The 16,563-nt window shown below is 63.2% G+C and carries 17 protein-coding genes and 1 tRNA gene; 2 read left to right on the top strand and 16 right to left on the bottom strand.

What is annotated here, in order from left to right:
- Window positions 1–4 precede the first annotated feature (4 nt).
- Both D6201_RS02335 and D6201_RS02330 read right to left on the bottom strand, forming a co-directional pair.
- Entirely contained in the window at window positions 5–1,069 is a 1,065-nt protein-coding gene (locus D6201_RS02335) for a Leu/Phe/Val dehydrogenase (protein ID WP_120047237.1), read from the bottom strand.
- Window positions 1,070–1,118: 49 nt separating this feature from the next.
- A tRNA-His gene (locus tag D6201_RS02330) sits at window positions 1,119–1,195 on the bottom strand.
- 195 nt (window positions 1,196–1,390) lie between these two features.
- On the opposite strand from D6201_RS02330, the gene D6201_RS02325 reads away from it, so the two are divergent.
- Window positions 1,391–2,035, top strand: coding sequence for a prolyl hydroxylase family protein (locus D6201_RS02325; protein WP_120047236.1), 645 nt, complete (start codon window positions 1,391–1,393; stop codon window positions 2,033–2,035).
- A gap of 59 nt (window positions 2,036–2,094) precedes the next feature.
- Here D6201_RS02325 and rpmE read toward each other — a convergent pair whose 3' ends face one another.
- From rpmE to pyrH, 10 genes are all read right to left on the bottom strand, one after another.
- Window positions 2,095–2,325 carry a 50S ribosomal protein L31 gene (gene rpmE, locus D6201_RS02320; protein WP_120047235.1) on the bottom strand — a complete coding sequence of 77 codons (231 nt, stop codon included), beginning with the start codon at window positions 2,323–2,325 and terminating at the stop codon, window positions 2,095–2,097.
- A 131-nt stretch (window positions 2,326–2,456) separates the two neighbouring features.
- Window positions 2,457–2,900, bottom strand: coding sequence for a 3-hydroxyacyl-ACP dehydratase FabZ (gene fabZ, locus D6201_RS02315; RefSeq protein WP_120047234.1), 444 nt, complete (start codon window positions 2,898–2,900; stop codon window positions 2,457–2,459).
- Between the two features lie 23 nt (window positions 2,901–2,923).
- Complete coding sequence (locus tag D6201_RS02310; RefSeq protein ID WP_120047233.1) at window positions 2,924–3,598, bottom strand: OmpH/Skp family outer membrane protein; 675 nt, start codon at window positions 3,596–3,598, stop codon at window positions 2,924–2,926.
- The gene (gene bamA / locus D6201_RS02305; protein ID WP_120047232.1) at window positions 3,598–6,330 is read right to left on the bottom strand and encodes an outer membrane protein assembly factor BamA; all 2,733 of its coding nucleotides are present in this window, start codon (window positions 6,328–6,330) and stop codon (window positions 3,598–3,600) included. Before bamA ends, D6201_RS02310 begins: the two co-directional genes overlap by 1 nt.
- Window positions 6,331–6,526: 196 nt before the next feature.
- A complete protein-coding gene (rseP, locus tag D6201_RS02300; RefSeq protein WP_340137520.1) occupies window positions 6,527–7,621 on the bottom strand; it encodes an RIP metalloprotease RseP in 1,095 nt (364 codons plus the stop codon).
- A gap of 1 nt (window position 7,622) precedes the next feature.
- Window positions 7,623–8,777: a 1-deoxy-D-xylulose-5-phosphate reductoisomerase gene (locus D6201_RS02295; protein ID WP_120047230.1), complete on the bottom strand. Its 1,155-nt coding sequence runs from the start codon at window positions 8,775–8,777 to the stop codon at window positions 7,623–7,625.
- A 4-nt stretch (window positions 8,778–8,781) separates the two neighbouring features.
- Window positions 8,782–9,537, bottom strand: a complete 756-nt coding sequence (locus tag D6201_RS02290; protein ID WP_120047229.1) for a phosphatidate cytidylyltransferase — start codon at window positions 9,535–9,537, stop codon at window positions 8,782–8,784.
- Window positions 9,524–10,204 (bottom strand): polyprenyl diphosphate synthase, encoded by a 681-nt coding sequence (uppS, locus tag D6201_RS02285; RefSeq protein ID WP_120047228.1) that lies wholly within the window; start codon window positions 10,202–10,204, stop codon window positions 9,524–9,526. The genes D6201_RS02290 and uppS overlap by 14 nt, the downstream gene beginning before the upstream one ends.
- Before the next feature lie 19 nt (window positions 10,205–10,223).
- Complete coding sequence (gene frr, locus D6201_RS02280) at window positions 10,224–10,778, bottom strand: ribosome recycling factor (protein WP_120047227.1); 555 nt, start codon at window positions 10,776–10,778, stop codon at window positions 10,224–10,226.
- A 3-nt stretch (window positions 10,779–10,781) separates the two neighbouring features.
- Complete coding sequence (pyrH, locus tag D6201_RS02275; RefSeq protein WP_120047226.1) at window positions 10,782–11,504, bottom strand: UMP kinase; 723 nt, start codon at window positions 11,502–11,504, stop codon at window positions 10,782–10,784.
- Window positions 11,505–11,638: 134 nt separating this feature from the next.
- Between pyrH and D6201_RS02270 the strand changes: the two genes are divergently transcribed.
- Complete coding sequence (locus D6201_RS02270) at window positions 11,639–12,496, top strand: metallophosphoesterase (RefSeq protein WP_120047225.1); 858 nt, start codon at window positions 11,639–11,641, stop codon at window positions 12,494–12,496.
- A 94-nt stretch (window positions 12,497–12,590) separates the two neighbouring features.
- Here the strand turns inward: D6201_RS02270 and tsf are convergent, their stop codons facing one another.
- From tsf to D6201_RS02250, 4 genes are all read right to left on the bottom strand, one after another.
- The gene (tsf, locus tag D6201_RS02265; protein WP_120047224.1) at window positions 12,591–13,517 is read right to left on the bottom strand and encodes a translation elongation factor Ts; all 927 of its coding nucleotides are present in this window, start codon (window positions 13,515–13,517) and stop codon (window positions 12,591–12,593) included.
- A gap of 113 nt (window positions 13,518–13,630) precedes the next feature.
- On the bottom strand, window positions 13,631–14,401 hold the full coding sequence (gene rpsB / locus D6201_RS02260) for a 30S ribosomal protein S2 (protein WP_120047223.1): 771 nt from the start codon (window positions 14,399–14,401) through the stop codon (window positions 13,631–13,633).
- A 439-nt stretch (window positions 14,402–14,840) separates the two neighbouring features.
- The gene (locus D6201_RS02255; RefSeq protein ID WP_340137519.1) at window positions 14,841–15,785 is read right to left on the bottom strand and encodes a CDP-alcohol phosphatidyltransferase family protein; all 945 of its coding nucleotides are present in this window, start codon (window positions 15,783–15,785) and stop codon (window positions 14,841–14,843) included.
- Window positions 15,782–16,534: a phosphatidylserine decarboxylase gene (locus D6201_RS02250; protein ID WP_120047222.1), complete on the bottom strand. Its 753-nt coding sequence runs from the start codon at window positions 16,532–16,534 to the stop codon at window positions 15,782–15,784. The genes D6201_RS02255 and D6201_RS02250 overlap by 4 nt, the downstream gene beginning before the upstream one ends.
- Window positions 16,535–16,563: the final 29 nt, after the last annotated feature.

Here is a 16,563-nt window from a genome sequence, read left to right as displayed (position 1 = left end):
GGGCTTAGCCGCGGCCGATCAGTTCCATCGCCATTGCGTCCGCGACTTCGTTCGAGGGGCGCCCGCCCGCATCGCTTTCCTGCCACACGGCCTCGAGCCGTCCGGGGATCTGCGCGATGCGCTTGCGGACTTCGTTTATGTCGCAGGGCTCGCCATGCTGGCGGCACAGATATTCCATGCTGACATTGATGATGCCGCCCGCATTGATGACGTAATCGGGCGCGTAGAGAATGCCGCGCTCGTGCAGCTGACGCCCATGTTCCGGACGTGCGAGCTGGTTGTTCGCCCCGCCCGCCACGATCCGGCAATCGAGCCGGGCGATGCCCTCGTCGTCCAGAATCGCGCCCAGCGCGTTGGGGCTGAAGACTTCGCACTCGACGCCCATGATCGCCTCGGCGGAGACGGCCTCGCCGCCGATTTCGCGGGCGAGCTCTTCTGCGCGGTCGTGATGGATATCGGAGACGACCAACTGCGCGCCTTCCTTGGCAAGCAAGCGCGCAACACCGCCGCCGACCGAGCCGCAACCCTGCAGGGCGACGCGGACGCCCTCGACGCTGTCCTTCTCCAGCTTGTGCGCGACGGCCGCCTTGATGCCGTGAAAGATGCCCATTGCCGTGAACGGGCCGGGATCGCCGCCAGCATCGCCCTCATCCGCGGGAAGGCCGCACACATGCGTTGTGCGCTTGGATATGGCGACCATGTCGGCCTCGCTCGCGCCGACATCCTCTGCGGTGACATATTGGCCACCAAGAGCCTCTACCGCATCACCGAAAGCCGCAAGCATGTCCGGCGTCTTGCGGCGGTTTTCGTCGAGCAGGACAACCGCCTTGCCACCGCCCATGGGCAGGCCGGCCATCGCGTTCTTGAAGCTCATCCCGCGCGAGAGGCGCAGCGCATCGCGCATGGCGTTTTCGGGCGTGGCATAGTGCCAGAACCGCGTGCCGCCAGCGCCGGGGCCGAGATGGGTGGAATGCAGCGCGATGATCGCCGTCAGGCCGGAGTCGCGATCGTGCACGACCTCGACCATTTCATGATCGTCCCAATCGGCTTCGGTCCAGAAAGCGGGCATCGCGGATCCCTGTACAGTTCGGGTCTAATTCACTGCGATGCGGGAGAAATGGGGCGATCGAGGGGTCTCGAACCCCCGACCTCCGGTACCACAAACCGGCGCTCTAACCAACTGAGCTACGATCGCCACACATGCGCAACGCATCATGAGATGCGCGGCATTTACGGACCTGCGCCCACCGGTCAAGCGGCTTGCGGCGCGGGCGCTGGCCTGTTGCACAATCGGCGCGGCAGGCAAAGTAAAAAGTGGCGAGCGGCGGTCCCCTTGCAAGATTGTTGCGCGCCTCTTTTCTCAGAGCAGCGTGGGCGCTACCCCGACGTCATGTCGAATCTCCCTGCGCCATCCGGAGACACCAGCGCCGAATACCTGCTGCGCCATGCCGGAATGCGGCAAGTGCCCAGCCCGCGCGTCACGCTACTTTCGTGCGCGAATTTTCTCTCGGCGGAGCTGTGCGCCGAACTGATCGCGCTGATCGACAAGGATCGCAGACCCTCGACCATCGCCGACGCCAATGGCGACAGCTATTTCCGCACCAGCGAAACCTGCGATCTCGACGGGAACGAGCCTGCCGTTCAGGAGCTGGAGCGGCTTCTGATTGCATTGAACGCTATCGATCCCGCACACGGCGAACCGGTGCAGGGCCAGCGCTATGCCGAAGGGCAGGAGTTCAAGGCGCATACCGACTTCTTCGAGCCGAATGGCGCCGATTTCGAACGCTATTGCGGGACAGCGGGCAACCGCACCTGGACCTTCATGATCTATCTCAACGAAGTCGACGCGGGCGGCGCAACGCGGTTCAAGGTGGTGAAAAAGACGTTCCAGCCGGAGGCGGGCAAGCTGGTGTGCTGGGACAATCGCCGGGACGACGGCTCACTCAACCCCGCCACGCTCCATCACGGCATGAAGGTGCGCAAGGGCGTGAAATACGTGATCACGAAATGGTATCGCGAAGGGGTTTGGGGATAGCCAAAAGAAAAAGGGCGACCCCGCAGGACCGCCCTTTACTGTCTTCGTGAAGGAGCGTGTCAGCCCTTCTTCTTGAGGCTCAGACCGCCGAAACGCTTGTTGAACTGGGCCACGCGGCCGCCATCCTGCAGGCGCTGCGGGCCGCCAGTCCAAGCCGGGTGGCTGGTCGGATCGATTTCCAGGTTCATGGTATCGCCTTCCTTGCCCCATGTACTGCGGGTCTGGAATTCGGTGCCATCGGTCATCTTGACCGTGATCATGTGATATTCGGGATGCGTATCGGCCTTCATGGCAAAGTCCTTTGCTGCGTAGAACCGGTTCCGACCGGTCTTGCAATGTTCGGAAGAAAGCGCGCGGATAGAGGCGTCGCGGGGTTTTTGCAATATCTGATTTGCGGAGCCGCGGATGCGACTTCGCAGGACTAACTGTCCGCCACCATCGCGGTAAAATCGACGTCGCAGGTCACCTTGCCGTCTACGCTCGCTTCGCCGTGGAACTTGCAGATACGCTTGCGCTGCTGGGTGAACGTCACATCCAGCTTGAGCAGGCACCCGGGCTCCACCATGGCGCGGAACTTGGCGTTCTCGATCGCCATGAAATAGACGAGCTGGCCGCTATCGGAGAGGTCCAGCGTCTCGATGCCGAGAATGCCGGCGGCCTGCGCCAGCGCTTCGATCTGAAGCACGCCGGGCATGATCGGTCGGCCTGGAAAATGGCCCTGGAAATAATCCTCGTTGAAAGACACCGCCTTGATCGCGCTGATGCTTTCGCCCTTGGCCAGATCCGTAACACGGTCGACCAGCAGCATGGGATAGCGATGCGGCAGGGCCTTGAGGATGCGCGGAATATCGTACGTTTCGCTCATGGCCCTGCCCCCACGTCTCGTGCTTAGCGACCGCCGGTGGCAGCGGGCTGCTGCTGTGCCGCGTTCTGCTGCTGGATGGCAGCATAGGTCAGCAATTGCTGCAGCTGCTGGAACAGGCCGACAGCGGCCTGGCTCGGCTGCCAGTCGGCGGGCGGCGTGATGGTGGCGGCGGGAACACGCGTGTTGAGCTGCGCGGTGACAAGCTGGGTCACATCAGCGGCGGGATTGGCGTAAACCACCGCATCGGGGCTGATCACGAACTGGATGCCGCGCTCGCTCACGACCTGCTGCAGGGCGGCGGAATATTGCTGCGCGATCTGCTGCACGACATAGACGCGCGCGCGGTCGATCGGCTGCTGCAACTGAGCAAGCTCCTGGTCGATGGCCTGGATCTGGCGCACGGTGGCGTTGTTCGGATCCTGCGCTGCGGCACTTTCGGCCTGGTCGAGCTGCCCGTCATTGTTGCTGTCGAAGCTGCGAACCAGCTGCTGGCGCTGCTGCGCGCGCTGCTCGATCGTGGTGCGCTGAGCCTGATACTGCTGGCCGATCTGCTGATAGCCGTTCTGGAACGCCTGCGTCTGCGCGACGGCAGAGGGCAGATCCACCGTGGCCATGCCGTTGACCTGCGCCGCGGCAGGAGCAGCGATGGCGGTGGTCGCGAGAGCGGCGGCGAGCGCCGGCTTGACAAGATACTTCATCAGAATTGCGTTCCTACATTGAAGGAGAAAAGTTTGGTTTCGTCGCCGCGCTCTTTCAGCAGAGCGTGGGCGATGTCGATCCGGAACGGACCGAAGGGTGAGTTCCAGTTGACCCCGATGCCGACTGTGACGCGCGGGGTCGCGGTATTGCCGAGGAATTCCTCGGTGAACGGCGGCAGCTGGGTGCCGACCGGTGCGTTGTTCAGTCCATCGGGACCGATCGGGCTCGTCGTCAGGATCCTGTCGACGACCGTGCCGTCCGGCCCTCGCACAAACTGGGTGAACAGGGGATTTCCCTCTCCGTCGCGCTGGGCGATGAACAGGCCGGTAGGCAGCGGGCTCTGGGTCAGGTCCGGCGTCGCCACGTCGAAGACGGAGCCGACATCGACGAAAATGGACGGCCGCAGGCCAAGTTCGCGCGCGCCGGAGCCGAGCGGTATTTCGATCTCCGCACTGGCGAGATAATAGGCGTTGCCGCCCAGCGCATCGTCCGAATTGCGCTCATTGTCGAGGTCGAGCAGCTCATCATCGGTCAGCGTGCCGTCGGCGTTGGCATCGACATAGAAGCGGCGCACCACGCGCGGGCCCACGCCGCGAATGTCGAAGCCGCGGATCTGCCCTTCGCCGAGGAAGAAGCGATCCGTCAGCAGCACATCGTCATCGCCCCAGCCATAGATGTACCCGCCCTCGAGCGAGAGCGAACCGATGAAGCCGGAGCCTAGGTCCCAGTAACGCGCCGCATTGGCCGTCGCGCTGACATATTGGGTGTCCCCGCCTACACCGGCGAAGCGCAGTGTGCCGGTGGCCACGGTGCCACGCGTCGGGCGCAAGCGGCTGTTGAGATTGTTGAAGCTGAGCGTCGCGCCCAGGATCGACTGCAGTCGGTCCCCCAGCGCGTCACAGAGATAGCGCCCCGCCAGCAGCGGTTCGCATTGCGCAACCCCGTCACCATCAAAATCGGCGAAGAACTGGTTCTCGTCGATCGTGATTTCCTGGTAGTTCAGCGTGTAGCGGCCCAGCAGGCTGATATATTCGGTGAGCGGCACGCCGACGCGCAGGCCGAAGCCGGTGGTCGTCTGCTCGTATGTTGCCTGGTCGCGGTCAAAATAACCGTTGTTGAAATCCTGCCGGTAGATGTCGAAGCCGAGCGCGATGTCGCGGTCGAACACTTTGGGTTCGGTGAAGCTGATATTGGCCGAGCGCGAGAAGCGCGAATAGTTCACGCCCAGGCCTACCGTCTGACCGCGGCCGCGGAAATTGTTCTGCCGGATCGAGCCGTTGAAAATGAAGCTTTCGAGGCTGGAGAAACCGGCCGACAGCGACAGCTCGCCGGTCGGCTCTTCCTGCACGTTTGCCTGCAGGATGATGCGATCGGGCGCGGAGCCTTCGACCTGCTGGACTTCGAAATTCTCCTGAAAATAGCCCAGCGAGTTGATGCGCGCTGTGGAGCGGCGGACCTGCAGGCTGGAGAAGGCGTCGCCTTCCGCGATACGGAATTCGCGGCGGATCACCTTGTCCTGCGTCAGCGTGTTGCCGTTGACTTCGATCGCTTCGACATAGACGCGGGGCGCGGCGCCGACGGTGAAGGTCACATCCATCGTGCGGGTTTCGGGGTTGCGGACGATGCGCGGGCGCACATCGGCGAAGGCATAGCCGAAGGCACCCGCGGTCTCCGTCAAACCTTCTACCGTGTCGTCGACCAGCTCGGCATTGTACCAGTCGCCCTGCTCGATACGCAGGCCGGCGGTCAGCGCTTCGCTGGAAAAATCGCGCAGCTGGCTGACGACTTCGACATCGCCCCAGCGATACCGCTCGCCCTCTTCCACGACGTAGGTGATGATGAAGTCGCGGCGGTCGGGCGTCAGCTCGGCCACGGCGGACACGACGCGGAAGTCGGAATAGCCTTCGGTCAGGTAGAACTGGCGCAGCAGCTGCTGGTCATACGCCATCCGGTCCGGGTCGTAGCTGGTGTTGGAGCTGAACAGCGCGAAGATGCTATCCTCGCGGGTGATCATCTCGTCCTTCAGGTCGCCATCGGAAAAGACCTCGTTGCCGATGATGTTGATCTGGCGAACCTTCGATTTCGGACCTTCCGAAATCTCGAAGATGACGTCGACGCGGTTCTGGTCCAGCATGACCATCTGCGGCTCGACCGTGGCGGCAAAGCGGCCCTGGCGCTTGTACAGCTCGATGATGCGCGCAACGTCGGCACGCACTCGGCTGCGCGTGAAGATCTGGCGCGGGGCGAGATTGATCTCCGGAATGATCTTCTCGTTGTCGACGCGGCGATTGCCCTCCAGGATGATCCGGTTGATGATCGGGTTTTCCTCGACCGTGATGGTCATGATTCCGGTCGTTTCGTTGAAAGCGATCGCGGAGTCAGCAAAGAGCTCTGTATTGAAAAGGTCGATCAGCGCCTGGTCCGCTGCGGCGGCAGTGTAGATATCGCCCGGGCGCAGCTGGATATAGCTGACGATGGTTTCCGGTTCGAGCCGCTGCGCGCCCGAAACGCTGATCGCACGGATCAGCTGGTCCTGCGCCTGCTGGACGGGCGCGGCAGTCTGGACGTCCTGCGCCGCATCCTCGGCGGCAGCTTCGAGGGTTTCTTCCGCCTGTGGCTGCGCCTCTTCGTCCTGCGCGGCAGCGTTCAAGGGAAGGCCCGCTAGCGCGGTGCAGCCCAGCAGGGCGGCGGCGTAGCGAGGTGCAGCAAGTACTCTGGTTCTGGAACCCATTATCCGTCCACTCTTATCGACGTCAGCGCTCCGGTAGTGCGACCTCTCGGCCCGATCCCGTTCGGGGCCGCATTTTCCGGTAATGCCGAATGGTCTGCAGAGCGAAGACGCGCCCTTGCCCGATGCCGCCTAGGCAATCAAGCGACCATGCCGGTTTTCGCGCTGAAGTGCCTTCCTTTTCCCCGCCAGAGCGCCGTCAGAAGGACAGCTTGGCGATATCGATCACCGTCACGAACAGCATCAGCGCAAGCACGATGGCCATGCCGGTGCGGAACGCGAGTTCCTGACTGCGAGCGCTGGCTGGTTTGCGGCGGACTGCTTCGACCGCGTAAAACGCCAGATGCCCACCGTCGAGGGCCGGGATTGGCAGGAGGTTAATGAATGCCAAGTTAATTGAGATAAGGGCGGCGAAGGTGGCGAAAGACTGCCACCCAAGGCTCAATTGTTCGCCCGAAAACTTGGCGATGGTGATGGGTCCGCCGAGCTCTTCCACGGAGCGGCGACCGCTGATGATCTGCCAGATACCGGTCACCATCATGTCGAGGATTTGGCCGGTCTGGCGCACGGCAAGGCCGACGGATTCCACGGGGCCGACAGGCACGAACTCGCGCGTCTGCGAACCGATGCCGATCCGGCCGACCTGGAATGTGTTGCCGAAACGATCGGCCTCTTCCATCGATGCGATGGTAACGGGGATGCTCAGTTGCCGACTGCCGCGCTCCAGAGCAATGTCGATTTCTTCATTCGGATAGGGTGCGACCAGCCCTGCGACATCGCTGAAATCCTCGACCGGCGCCCCGTCGATGGACACGATGCGGTCGCCCACCTCGATACCGGCCTGGGCGGCGGCACCTTCCTCCACCACGACTTCCACCACTGGCGGCGTGACCGATCGGCCATAGGCGAAGTTGAAGCTGGCGAGGATCGCGATGGCGACGAGGAAATTCATGATCGGCCCGGCAGCGACGATCAGCGTTTTCTGCCAGAGCGTGGCGTGCTGGAAATCGCCGGCGCGGCCAGGCTTGTCCGGGTCGGGCTGGCTGGCGGGGTTCATGTCTCCCTGGAACTGCACATATCCGCCGAATGGCAGCGCGGAGAGTTTCCAGCGCGTGCCGCGGCTGTCCGTGTAGCCCGCCAGCTCCTTGCCGAAACCGACCGAAAAGGCCTCCGCCCCGACGCCGAACCAGCGCCCGACAAGGTAGTGACCGAGCTCGTGCAGGACGACGAGCGGCCCGAGCATCGCCAGGAAACCGACGATGTACATCCAGAAAGGCAGGCTTTGAATTTCCAAGTCAGGCAGGCTCCAGCATGGCGCTCGCATGGCGGCGCGCTTCGGTATCGACGGCGAGGACGTCGTCGAGCGATTGCGGCGCTGCGGGCGCGTAATTGTCGAGAGTTCTAGCCACTATTGCCGAAATTTGCGTGAACCTGATCTGACCGTCCAGGAAAGCGGCCACCGCCACCTCGTTCGCGGCGTTCAGTACGGCAGGCGCTCCGCCCCCGGCATGTGCGGCCTCTCGCGCCAGTTTCGTCGCAGGAAAGCGCTCTTCATCGGGTGCAAAGAAGGTGAGCTCGCCGATCTTTGCGAGGTCGAGCGGTTCGCACTGCGTATCCATCCGCCGCGGATGCGCCAGCGTGGACGCGATCGGCACACGCATGTCGCTCGGCCCCAGCTGGGCCAGTGTCGATCCGTCGCGATATTCCACCATCGAATGAATAACACTTTGCGGGTGGACGACGATCCGCAGGCGATCGAGGCCGACCGGGAAGAGGTGATGCGCCTCGATGAATTCCAGCCCCTTGTTAAACATGGTGGCGGAATCGACGCTGATCTTCGCGCCCATGTCCCAATTGGGGTGGGCAACGGCCTGTTCGGGGGTGACGGCGGCCAGTTCGTCGAGCGATCTCTCCCGCAAGGGCCCGCCGCTGGCCGTCAGCGTGATCCAGCGCACATCTGCAACGTCATTGCCCTGCAGGCACTGGAAGATCGCATTGTGCTCGCTATCGACCGGCAGCAGGGTCGTGCCATGCTCGGCGACCTTTGCCGTCATGACGTCGCCCGCGCTCACGAGCGCTTCCTTGTTGGCAAGCGCGACGGTGTTGCCTTGCTCGATCGCCGCCATTGTGGGCGCGAGGCCCGCACAGCCGACGATGGCGGCGACGGTCATGTCGACGGGGCGCGATGCCGCCTCGACAAGTGCCTCGGCACCGCCGGTCGCTTCTATGCCGGAGCCGGAGAGATGTTCGCGCAGCTCGGGCAGGCAATTCTCGTCGCCCACCACCGCAAGCTTCGCGTCGAATTCGCGCGCCAGCTGCGCCAGCTTTTCCGCCGAGCAATTCGCGCTCAACGCCACCACATTCCAGCTCTCCCGGTCCGAGCGGATCAGGTCGAGCGTGGAGTCCCCGATGGAGCCGGTCGCGCCGAATATGGAAATGGTGCGGGTCATGTCGTCATGCGATCCAGTGAGGACGATACAGCAGCAGAAACGTCCCGACCAGAATAACCACCGGGACGAGCCCGTCGATACGGTCGAAGATACCACCATGGCCGGGAATGAGGTTGGACGAATCCTTCATGCCCGCCTTCCGCTTCATCCAGCTTTCGAGAAAATCGCCCGACTGCGCCACCACGGCGAGCAGCGTTCCGCCGAGGATCAGATAGGCCAGATCGCCACCGAAAAGCCCCTCGCCCAGTGCGAAATAGAGGGCGATTGCCGTCGTCGCCCCCACCGCTCCGCCCAGCAATCCCGCCCAGGTTTTCGACGGACTGATGCGCGGCGCGATCTTCGGGCCGCCGATCGTACGACCGAAGAAATAGGCAAAGGTATCGACGCAGATCACCACGCCGATCAGCAGGATCAGCATCTCGACCGCATCGATCTGCATCAGCAGCCAGGTGGCATAGCCGATGTAGGCGAAACCCGCGGTGACACCGATGAAGCGGGCGTAGGGTCGTTTCGTCGCGCGCAGCACCAGCCGCGCCATCTCAAAGATGCAGGCGAGGCCGACGATGAGGAAGAAGGCATCGCGCACAAAACCACCCGCCCAAAGCGCTCCGCCAGCCACCAGCATCATCACCAGCCCGCTTGCCGCGCGCTTGGGCAAGTCGCTGGTGCGGACGGACAACGGGACGGTGACGGCCTTCTTGGCAAAGGCCTTTATCCGGTCGCGGCGGCGTTCGGGCGAGAGGTCGTCAACGTCCTCCATAGCGGCGCTCCCGGTTGGCAAACTCGTCACAGGCGGCGCGAAGTTCTTCCGGACCGAAATCAGGCCACAGCGTGTCGACGAAGAGCATTTCGGCATAGGCCGATTGCCACAGCAGGAAGTTGGACAGGCGCACCTCGCCGCTGGTGCGGATCAGCAGGTCGAGTGGCGGCAGGTCGGCAGTAAAAAGGTGCCGCTCGATGCTCTTGGCATCGATCGACCCCTCCTCGGACGCTTTCAGAGCCGCCCGCGCGATCTCCTGCTGCGCGCCGTAATTGAGTGCGACCGCCAGCGTACGCTCGCCGTCCTTGGTGCGCTCCAGCGCGTCTTCGAGCTTTGCAACAATATCCGGCTCGAACGCCTTGTAATCGCCAATAATTTGCAAGCAAATGCGATTGGCGATGAATTCGTCAAGATGCTTCGCGATGAAGCGTCGCATCAGGTTCATCAGGTCGGAAATTTCCTCCTGCTCGCGCTTCCAGTTTTCGCTGCTGAAAGCATAAAGCGTCAGGCATTCCAGCCCCAGATCGCCCGCTGCCTCCACGATGCGGCGCACCGCTTCACCGCCCTGCTTGTGGCCGAGCGCGCGCGGCAGACCGCGCTTCTTCGCCCAGCGACCATTGCCATCCATGATGATGGCGACATGGCGAGGATAATTGGGCTGCGACATCGAAGACTTCCCGCAGGGCTTACTGCGTCATGATCTCCTGGACCTTCTTTTCCACCGCGGTATCGGTGTCGGCGACATGCGCGTCGGTCATCTTCTGGACCTCGTCCTCAAGCCGCTTGCGATCGTCCTCGGAAATTTCCTTCTTCTTCTCGTCTTCCTTGAGCGATTCGTTCGCATCGCGGCGGACATTGCGAATGGCGATCTTGGCCTTCTCGCCATATTCGCCCGCCAGCTTGGCCAACTCCTTGCGGCGCTCTTCATTGAGGTCGGGCATGGGCAGGCGGATGGTCTGCCCGTCGGTCATCGGATTCAGGCCGAGATTGGCCTTCGAAATTCCCTTCTCCACCGCGCTGACATTGGCCTTGTCCCACACCTGCACGCTCAGCATGCGCGGCTCAGGCGCGGAGACCGTGGCGACCTGGCTAAGCGGCATCATGGAGCCATAGACTTCCGCCACCACAGGATCGAGCAGCGCCGTATTCGCGCGCCCGGTGCGCAGACCGGACAGATCGCTCTTCAGGCTTTCCACCGCGCCATCCATGCGGCGCTCCACATCGGCCTTTTCATACTTCATGGCTTACTGATCCTTCCTCACTATCGTCTGCACGCCCTCGCCCGCCAGCACGCGCGCGACATTGCCCTTTTCGCGGATCGAGAAGACCACGAGCGGGATGTCGTTATCGCGGCATAGCGCCACGGCGGAGGCATCCATAACCTTCAGATTGTCTGCCAGCACCTTGTCGTAACTGACGGTATCGAAACGCTTTGCGTCCGGGTTGCGCTTCGGATCGGCGTCATAGACCCCGTCCACGCTCGTACCCTTGAGCAGCGCGTCGCATCGCATTTCGGCAGCGCGCAGCGCCGCGCCGGAATCGGTGGTGAAATATGGTGCGCCAACGCCCGCGGCGAAGATGACGATGCGGCCCTTCTCAAGATGCCGTTCCGCCCGGCGACGGATCACCGGCTCGCACACCTGGTCCATCTGGATGGCCGACTGCACGCGCGTGTGGACGCCCAGTTGCTCGAGCGCGCTCTGCATCGCCAATGCGTTCATTACCGTGGCGAGCATGCCCATGTAATCGGCCTGCGCCCGGTCCATCCCCTGCGCCGCGCCCGCCATGCCGCGAAAGATATTACCCCCGCCGATGACGAGGCAGATTTCCAGGCCCGTTTCCTTGGCCGCCTTCACCTCTTCGGCAAGGCGCATGACATAATCGGTGTCGATCCCGAATTCCTGCTCGCCCATCAGCACCTCGCCCGAAAGCTTCAGCAGGATGCGCTTGGTATCGGGCAGCAGCATGTGATTGATTATCCTCTCGGGCGGGTCGCGCTTTCGCCGGGCTGTAGAGGCAGCGGGGGCCGGTGCCAAGTGTTCCCCCGCGCTTTTGGGCGGGGTGCTTGCCACAGAGGCGCTCTCCCCTAGTTTCAGCCGCTATGGTCGGTCTGCTCTCTGCCTGTCGCCGCCGCTGGAAATGGATCGCCTTCGCGCTTCTCCTGCTGGCGCTTCTGCTCGGCTGGAAGGCATGGGTCGACACGATGGACGATCCCGTCGTGCGCCGGGCTGAGATCGCCCTGCCCGGTTTGGCCGAGCCGGTGACCGTCGCGTTGATCTCCGACATCCATGTCGCCGGGCCGGACATGCCGCCATCGCGGCTGGCCCGTATCGTGGAACAGGTGAACGCGCTGGAGCCGGACGTAGTGATGATCGCTGGCGACCTTGTCAGCGAGAAACGCACTGCGACGCATATCTACGCGCCAGCAGAAGTGGTTGCGCCGCTGGGCGAACTGCGCGCCCCGCTCGGCACGGTGCTGGTGCCCGGGAATCACGACCACTGGTTCGACTGGCCCGCCCTGCGTGCCGAGGCGGAAGCGGCGGGCATTCGCATCCTACAGAACGAAGCCGCGGTGATCGGCCCGCTGGTGGTGGGCGGCGTGGACGACGCTTACACGCGGCGGGACGACCTCTCCGAAACACTGCGTCAGATGCGCGGACTGGAAGGTGGGCGGCTGATCCTGACGCACAGCCCAGATGTCACTCCGCAGGTTCCGGCGGACATATCGCTGGTGCTGGCCGGGCATACGCATTGCGGGCAGATCCGCTTCCCGCTGCTCGGTGCCCCCGCCACCATGTCGCGCTATGGCGATCGCTTCGCCTGCGGTGTTGTCGAGGAGGGCGGCAAGACCGTGGTGACCGGAGCGGGTCTCGGCACGAGCCTGCTGCCTATCCGCTTCGGCACGCGGGCGGAGATCTGGGTGGTGGAGTTGGTGCCGGACATAAGCGGCAAAACGTGACCCATGCGGTGTTGATGACCTGAAAACGAAAACGGCGAAGCTGGTAGTGCCAGCTTCGCCGTTCCGTTTTGCGTTGTGAGGATTTTCGTGCGGATCAGTTGCCCGCAGCGGCGGCGACCTCCGCGGCGAAATCCTCTTCCTTCTTCTCGATGCCTTCGCCGAGCTGGAAGCGGACATAGTCCTTTAGCACGATCTCGCTGCCGGCATCCTTGCCGGCCTTGGCAACGACGTCCGCGATGGGCGTCTTGTTGTCCATCACGAAGACCTGGCTCATCAGCGCGTTTTCCTTGGCGTATTTCTTCACGGCGCCTTCGACCATCTTTTCCTGGACGTTTTCGGGCTTGCCGCTTTCGGCAGCCTTTTCGGCGGCGATCTTGCGCTCACGCTCGATCACGTCGGCGTCGAGGCCGTCGGCGGTCAGCGCCTGCGGGAAGGCGGCGGCGATGTGCATGGCCAGCTGCTTGCCGAGGCCTTCGAGCGTCGCCTTGTCGGCATCGCTTTCGAGCGCGACGAGCACGCCGATCTTGCCGAGATTCGGCGCCTGGGCGTTGTGGATGTAGGGCACGACCACGCCGTTGGAGACGCTGACACTCTTCATCCGGCGGACCTGCTGGTTCTCGCCGATGGTCGCGACATTGTCGGTCAGCTTGTCGGCCACCGTGCCGCCGCCCGGATAGGACGCGGATTTCAGCGCCTCGACATCGTCGTTATCGAGCGTGAGGGCGACATTGGTCGTCTCGCGCACGAAATCCTGGAACTTGTCATTCTTGGCGACGAAGTCGGTTTCGGAGTTCACTTCCACGGCAACGCCCTTGGTGTCGGCCACGGAAACGCCCACCAAGCCTTCGGCGGCGGTGCGGCTGGACTTCTTCTGGGCGGTGGCGAGGCCCTTGGCGCGCAGCGCGTCGACCGCGGCTTCGATATCGCCACCGGCCTCTTCGAGCGCCTTCTTGGCGTCCATCATGCCCGCGCCGGTCTTCTCGCGCAGGGCCTTCACGTCGGATGCGGAAAATGCAGCCATTGTCTTGGTCCTTCATCAAATATCGTCAGGGCGCCGTGCCCGAGGGAGCCGGCGCGATGGGGAGAGATTGTGATGCGCGGCCGACAATGCAGCCGCGCGGATCACAGATGCGGTCAGGCGTCGGCCTTGGCCTCTTCGGCGGCGGCTTCGGCGGGCGGAGCGTCCATCGCGCCGATATCGGCTCCCGAATCGACCACGTTTTCGCCCGTGCCGGCAGTCGCCGCCTGGGCGACGGCGTCGCAATAAAGGCGAACCGCGCGGCTGGCATCGTCATTGCCGGGGATCGGGAAAGCGATGCCCTCGGGATCCACATTGGTGTCGAGCACGGCGATTACGGGAATGCCGAGCACGCCGGCTTCCTTGATCGCCAGGTCTTCCTTGTTCGCGTCGATCACGAACATCACGTCCGGCACGCCGCCCATGTCGCGAATTCCGCCGAGCGAAAGCTCAAGCTTGTCCTTCTTGCGCGTGAGGTTCAGCACCTCTTTCTTGGTCAGGCCGCTGGTGTCGCCTGACAACTGCTCTTCGAGGTTCTTCAGCTCACGGATCGAGCCGGAGATCGTCTTCCAGTTGGTGAGCATGCCGCCCAGCCAGCGGTGGTTGACGAAGTGCTGACCGCACGAACGTGCCGCTTCGGCGATCGGTTCGGCCGCCTGCCGCTTGGTGCCGACGAACAGCACCTTGCCGCCCGCGCGGACGGTCTGCTGCACGAAGTCGAGAGCGCGCGCGAACAGCGGCACGGTCTGCGACAGGTCGATGATGTGAACACCGTTGCGGCTGCCGAAGATATACGGCTTCATCCGCGGGTTCCAGCGGTGGGTCTGGTGGCCGAAATGTGCGCCGGCCTCGATCAATTGCTGCATCGTGACGGTAGGAGCCGCCATAGGTAAATTCCTTTCCGGTTATGCCTCTGGAAAGCGGGGAACCGGCCGCAGTGAGAACCACCGCGGACGGCACCGGTATGTGTGCCTTCCATGTGAATTTGCCGAACGTTCGAGCGGGCGAGATTTCGCGTCGCTCTTTGTCCAGCGGGCGCGCCTTTAGCGAATGCCGATCTGCAAATCCAGCGCAAAGTTTGGAACGAAAGCGGAACAAAGCGCTTGACGGCGCGGAACATGAGTGGAACAAACACGGTCGATGGTCCGGGAGACGGAACATTCCAGCTCTAACGGGGGTTGTCCCTCCGAATTCGAGGAAACAGGCAGATGACGCTCACTATCGCGATTTCGATCTTCTTCGGCCTGATGGCTGCGATGGCTGTCATGTCCTGCTTTGCTTCGCTCGCCAAGGCGCGGCGCCAGTATGTTTCGCTACGCGCGGAACTCACGCGTCTCGATGCTCCCCGCCCGGTAGCGAGCGGTCCAGTTCGTCGGCCGTCAGAGGCTTTTGCGCGGGCGGCTCTGGCGGCTTAGCGGCAGCGCGGCGGGCGCGTCTGATCTTGCCAAAGGCGGTGACGGACCAGGCAATGAGGACAAGGTAGATCGCGCCGATCAGCGTCAGCGTCCACCAGGTCTCGATAAGCAATCCACCCACCAGCAGGCCCGCCATCGCGATCACAGCGAGTTTGAGTTCACCCGAGGGACGCAGCGATTTCCAGCTCGGCGTCGCGACGTTGGACACCATCATCAAGGCCACCAGGATTAGCCACGGGCCGACCAGCAGCGGATCGCGGAAGATCGGTTCGTCTGTCGCAATCCACAAATAGACAGGCATAAAGGCAAAGCCCGCCCCCATCGGTGCGGGAACACCCGTAAGGAAGCCCGCGGACTTGTGCGGCTGATCGTCGACATCGATCTGGGCGTTGAAGCGTGCCAGCCGCAGCGCGCAGCAGATCGCATAGGCGAGCGCCGCCAGCCAGCCGAGCCGGGGCATTTCCGCCAGCGACCAGAGATAAAGGACAATGGCAGGCGCAATGCCGAAGCTCGCCGAATCGGAGAGGCTGTCCAGCTCCGCGCCGAAACGCGATTGCGCCTTCAGCAGCCGCGCCACGCGCCCATCCATCATGTCGAGAATGCCGGCGATGATCATGGCGAAGACGGCACGATCCCACTGCTCGGCCACTGCGAACAATATGCTCGTCAGGCCCGAACAAAGCGCCGCGGCGGTGATGGCATTGGGAAGCACGGCGCGCACGGAAAGGCCTTTGCCCGCCCGCGATCGCGTCACATGCTCGTCTTCGCTCGCCTTCGGGCCGAGCCAGGCCGGACCGGGCGTAGCGGTCGCATCGTCATCCAGGTCGTCATCGAACCGATCGTCCCGTCCGCTCACTGATTTACTCCTTCGAGCAGGCCCTGCGTGCCGATCTCGGCCAGCACGGTTTCGCCTGCGACAACCCGCTGTCCCAACAGCACCGTCGGGTCCGTGCCTGCTGGCAGGTAGACATCGACCCGGCTGCCAAAGCGGATCAGGCCTACGCGTTGTCCGGCGGCCACGGTGTCGCCCGGCTTGATGAAGGGAACGATGCGGCGCGCGATCAGTCCGGCGATTTGCGTGAAGCCGATACGCACACCGTCATTGCGCTCGATCAGCACATGCTGGCGCTCATTCTCCTCGCTCGCCTTGTCCAGATCGGCATTCATGAACGCCCCGGGAATATAGACGATACGCTTGACCGTCCCCGCCACCGGCGAGCGATTGATATGCACATCAAACACCGACATGAAGATGGAGATCCGGGTGACCGGAGCAGTGCCCAGCCCCTGTGCGCCATCGCCATCATTGCCCTGCAATTCCGATGGCGGATCAACCTGCGAAATGAGCGTCACCAGCCCGTCTGCCGGGGAAACGATCATGCGCTCGCCCTGCGGCACCACGCGTTCGGGATCCCGGAAGAATGCAAACACGCCCACCGACAGCGCCAGCAGTGGCCAGCCGATGATTTCCCAATCGAGTATGAGAAGGAAAAACAGCGATATTCCAACCGCAATGACGCCATATTTGCGTCCTTCGGGATGAACGGCGGGAAGGCCCCACTCGGTATCCCCGCGTCCGCGATTGTCTCTCAATTCACCGGCCATGTGTCTCCGCCTACGGATTGCGGGCATAG

It is taken from the genome of Aurantiacibacter aquimixticola (genome assembly GCF_003605475.1).
Taxonomy (GTDB): domain Bacteria; phylum Pseudomonadota; class Alphaproteobacteria; order Sphingomonadales; family Sphingomonadaceae; genus Alteraurantiacibacter; species Alteraurantiacibacter aquimixticola_B.
This window is presented reverse-complemented; position numbering and strand designations above follow the sequence as displayed.

Excerpts from the sequence above, each read along its gene's own strand:
- rpmE (WP_120047235.1), bottom strand. The coding sequence starts at position 2,325 with ATGAAGGCCGATACGCATCCCGAATATCACATGATCACGGTCAAGATG.
- rpsB (WP_120047223.1), bottom strand. The coding sequence starts at position 14,401 with ATGGCGGCTCCTACCGTCACGATGCAGCAATTGATCGAGGCCGGCGCA.
- D6201_RS02335 (WP_120047237.1), bottom strand. The coding sequence starts at position 1,069 with ATGCCCGCTTTCTGGACCGAAGCCGATTGGGACGATCATGAAATGGTC.
- D6201_RS02310 (WP_120047233.1), bottom strand. The coding sequence starts at position 3,598 with ATGAAGTATCTTGTCAAGCCGGCGCTCGCCGCCGCTCTCGCGACCACC.
- pyrH (WP_120047226.1), bottom strand. The coding sequence starts at position 11,504 with ATGCTGCTGCCCGATACCAAGCGCATCCTGCTGAAGCTTTCGGGCGAG.
- uppS (WP_120047228.1), bottom strand. The coding sequence starts at position 10,204 with ATGTCGCAGCCCAATTATCCTCGCCATGTCGCCATCATCATGGATGGC.
- D6201_RS02295 (WP_120047230.1), bottom strand. The coding sequence starts at position 8,777 with ATGACCCGCACCATTTCCATATTCGGCGCGACCGGCTCCATCGGGGAC.
- frr (WP_120047227.1), bottom strand. The coding sequence starts at position 10,778 with ATGAAGTATGAAAAGGCCGATGTGGAGCGCCGCATGGATGGCGCGGTG.
- D6201_RS02290 (WP_120047229.1), bottom strand. The coding sequence starts at position 9,537 with ATGGAGGACGTTGACGACCTCTCGCCCGAACGCCGCCGCGACCGGATA.
- bamA (WP_120047232.1), bottom strand. The coding sequence starts at position 6,330 with ATGGGTTCCAGAACCAGAGTACTTGCTGCACCTCGCTACGCCGCCGCC.
- D6201_RS02250 (WP_120047222.1), bottom strand. The coding sequence starts at position 16,534 with ATGGCCGGTGAATTGAGAGACAATCGCGGACGCGGGGATACCGAGTGG.
- D6201_RS02325 (WP_120047236.1), top strand. The coding sequence starts at position 1,391 with ATGTCGAATCTCCCTGCGCCATCCGGAGACACCAGCGCCGAATACCTG.
- D6201_RS02270 (WP_120047225.1), top strand. The coding sequence starts at position 11,639 with ATGGTCGGTCTGCTCTCTGCCTGTCGCCGCCGCTGGAAATGGATCGCC.
- fabZ (WP_120047234.1), bottom strand. The coding sequence starts at position 2,900 with ATGAGCGAAACGTACGATATTCCGCGCATCCTCAAGGCCCTGCCGCAT.
- tsf (WP_120047224.1), bottom strand. The coding sequence starts at position 13,517 with ATGGCTGCATTTTCCGCATCCGACGTGAAGGCCCTGCGCGAGAAGACC.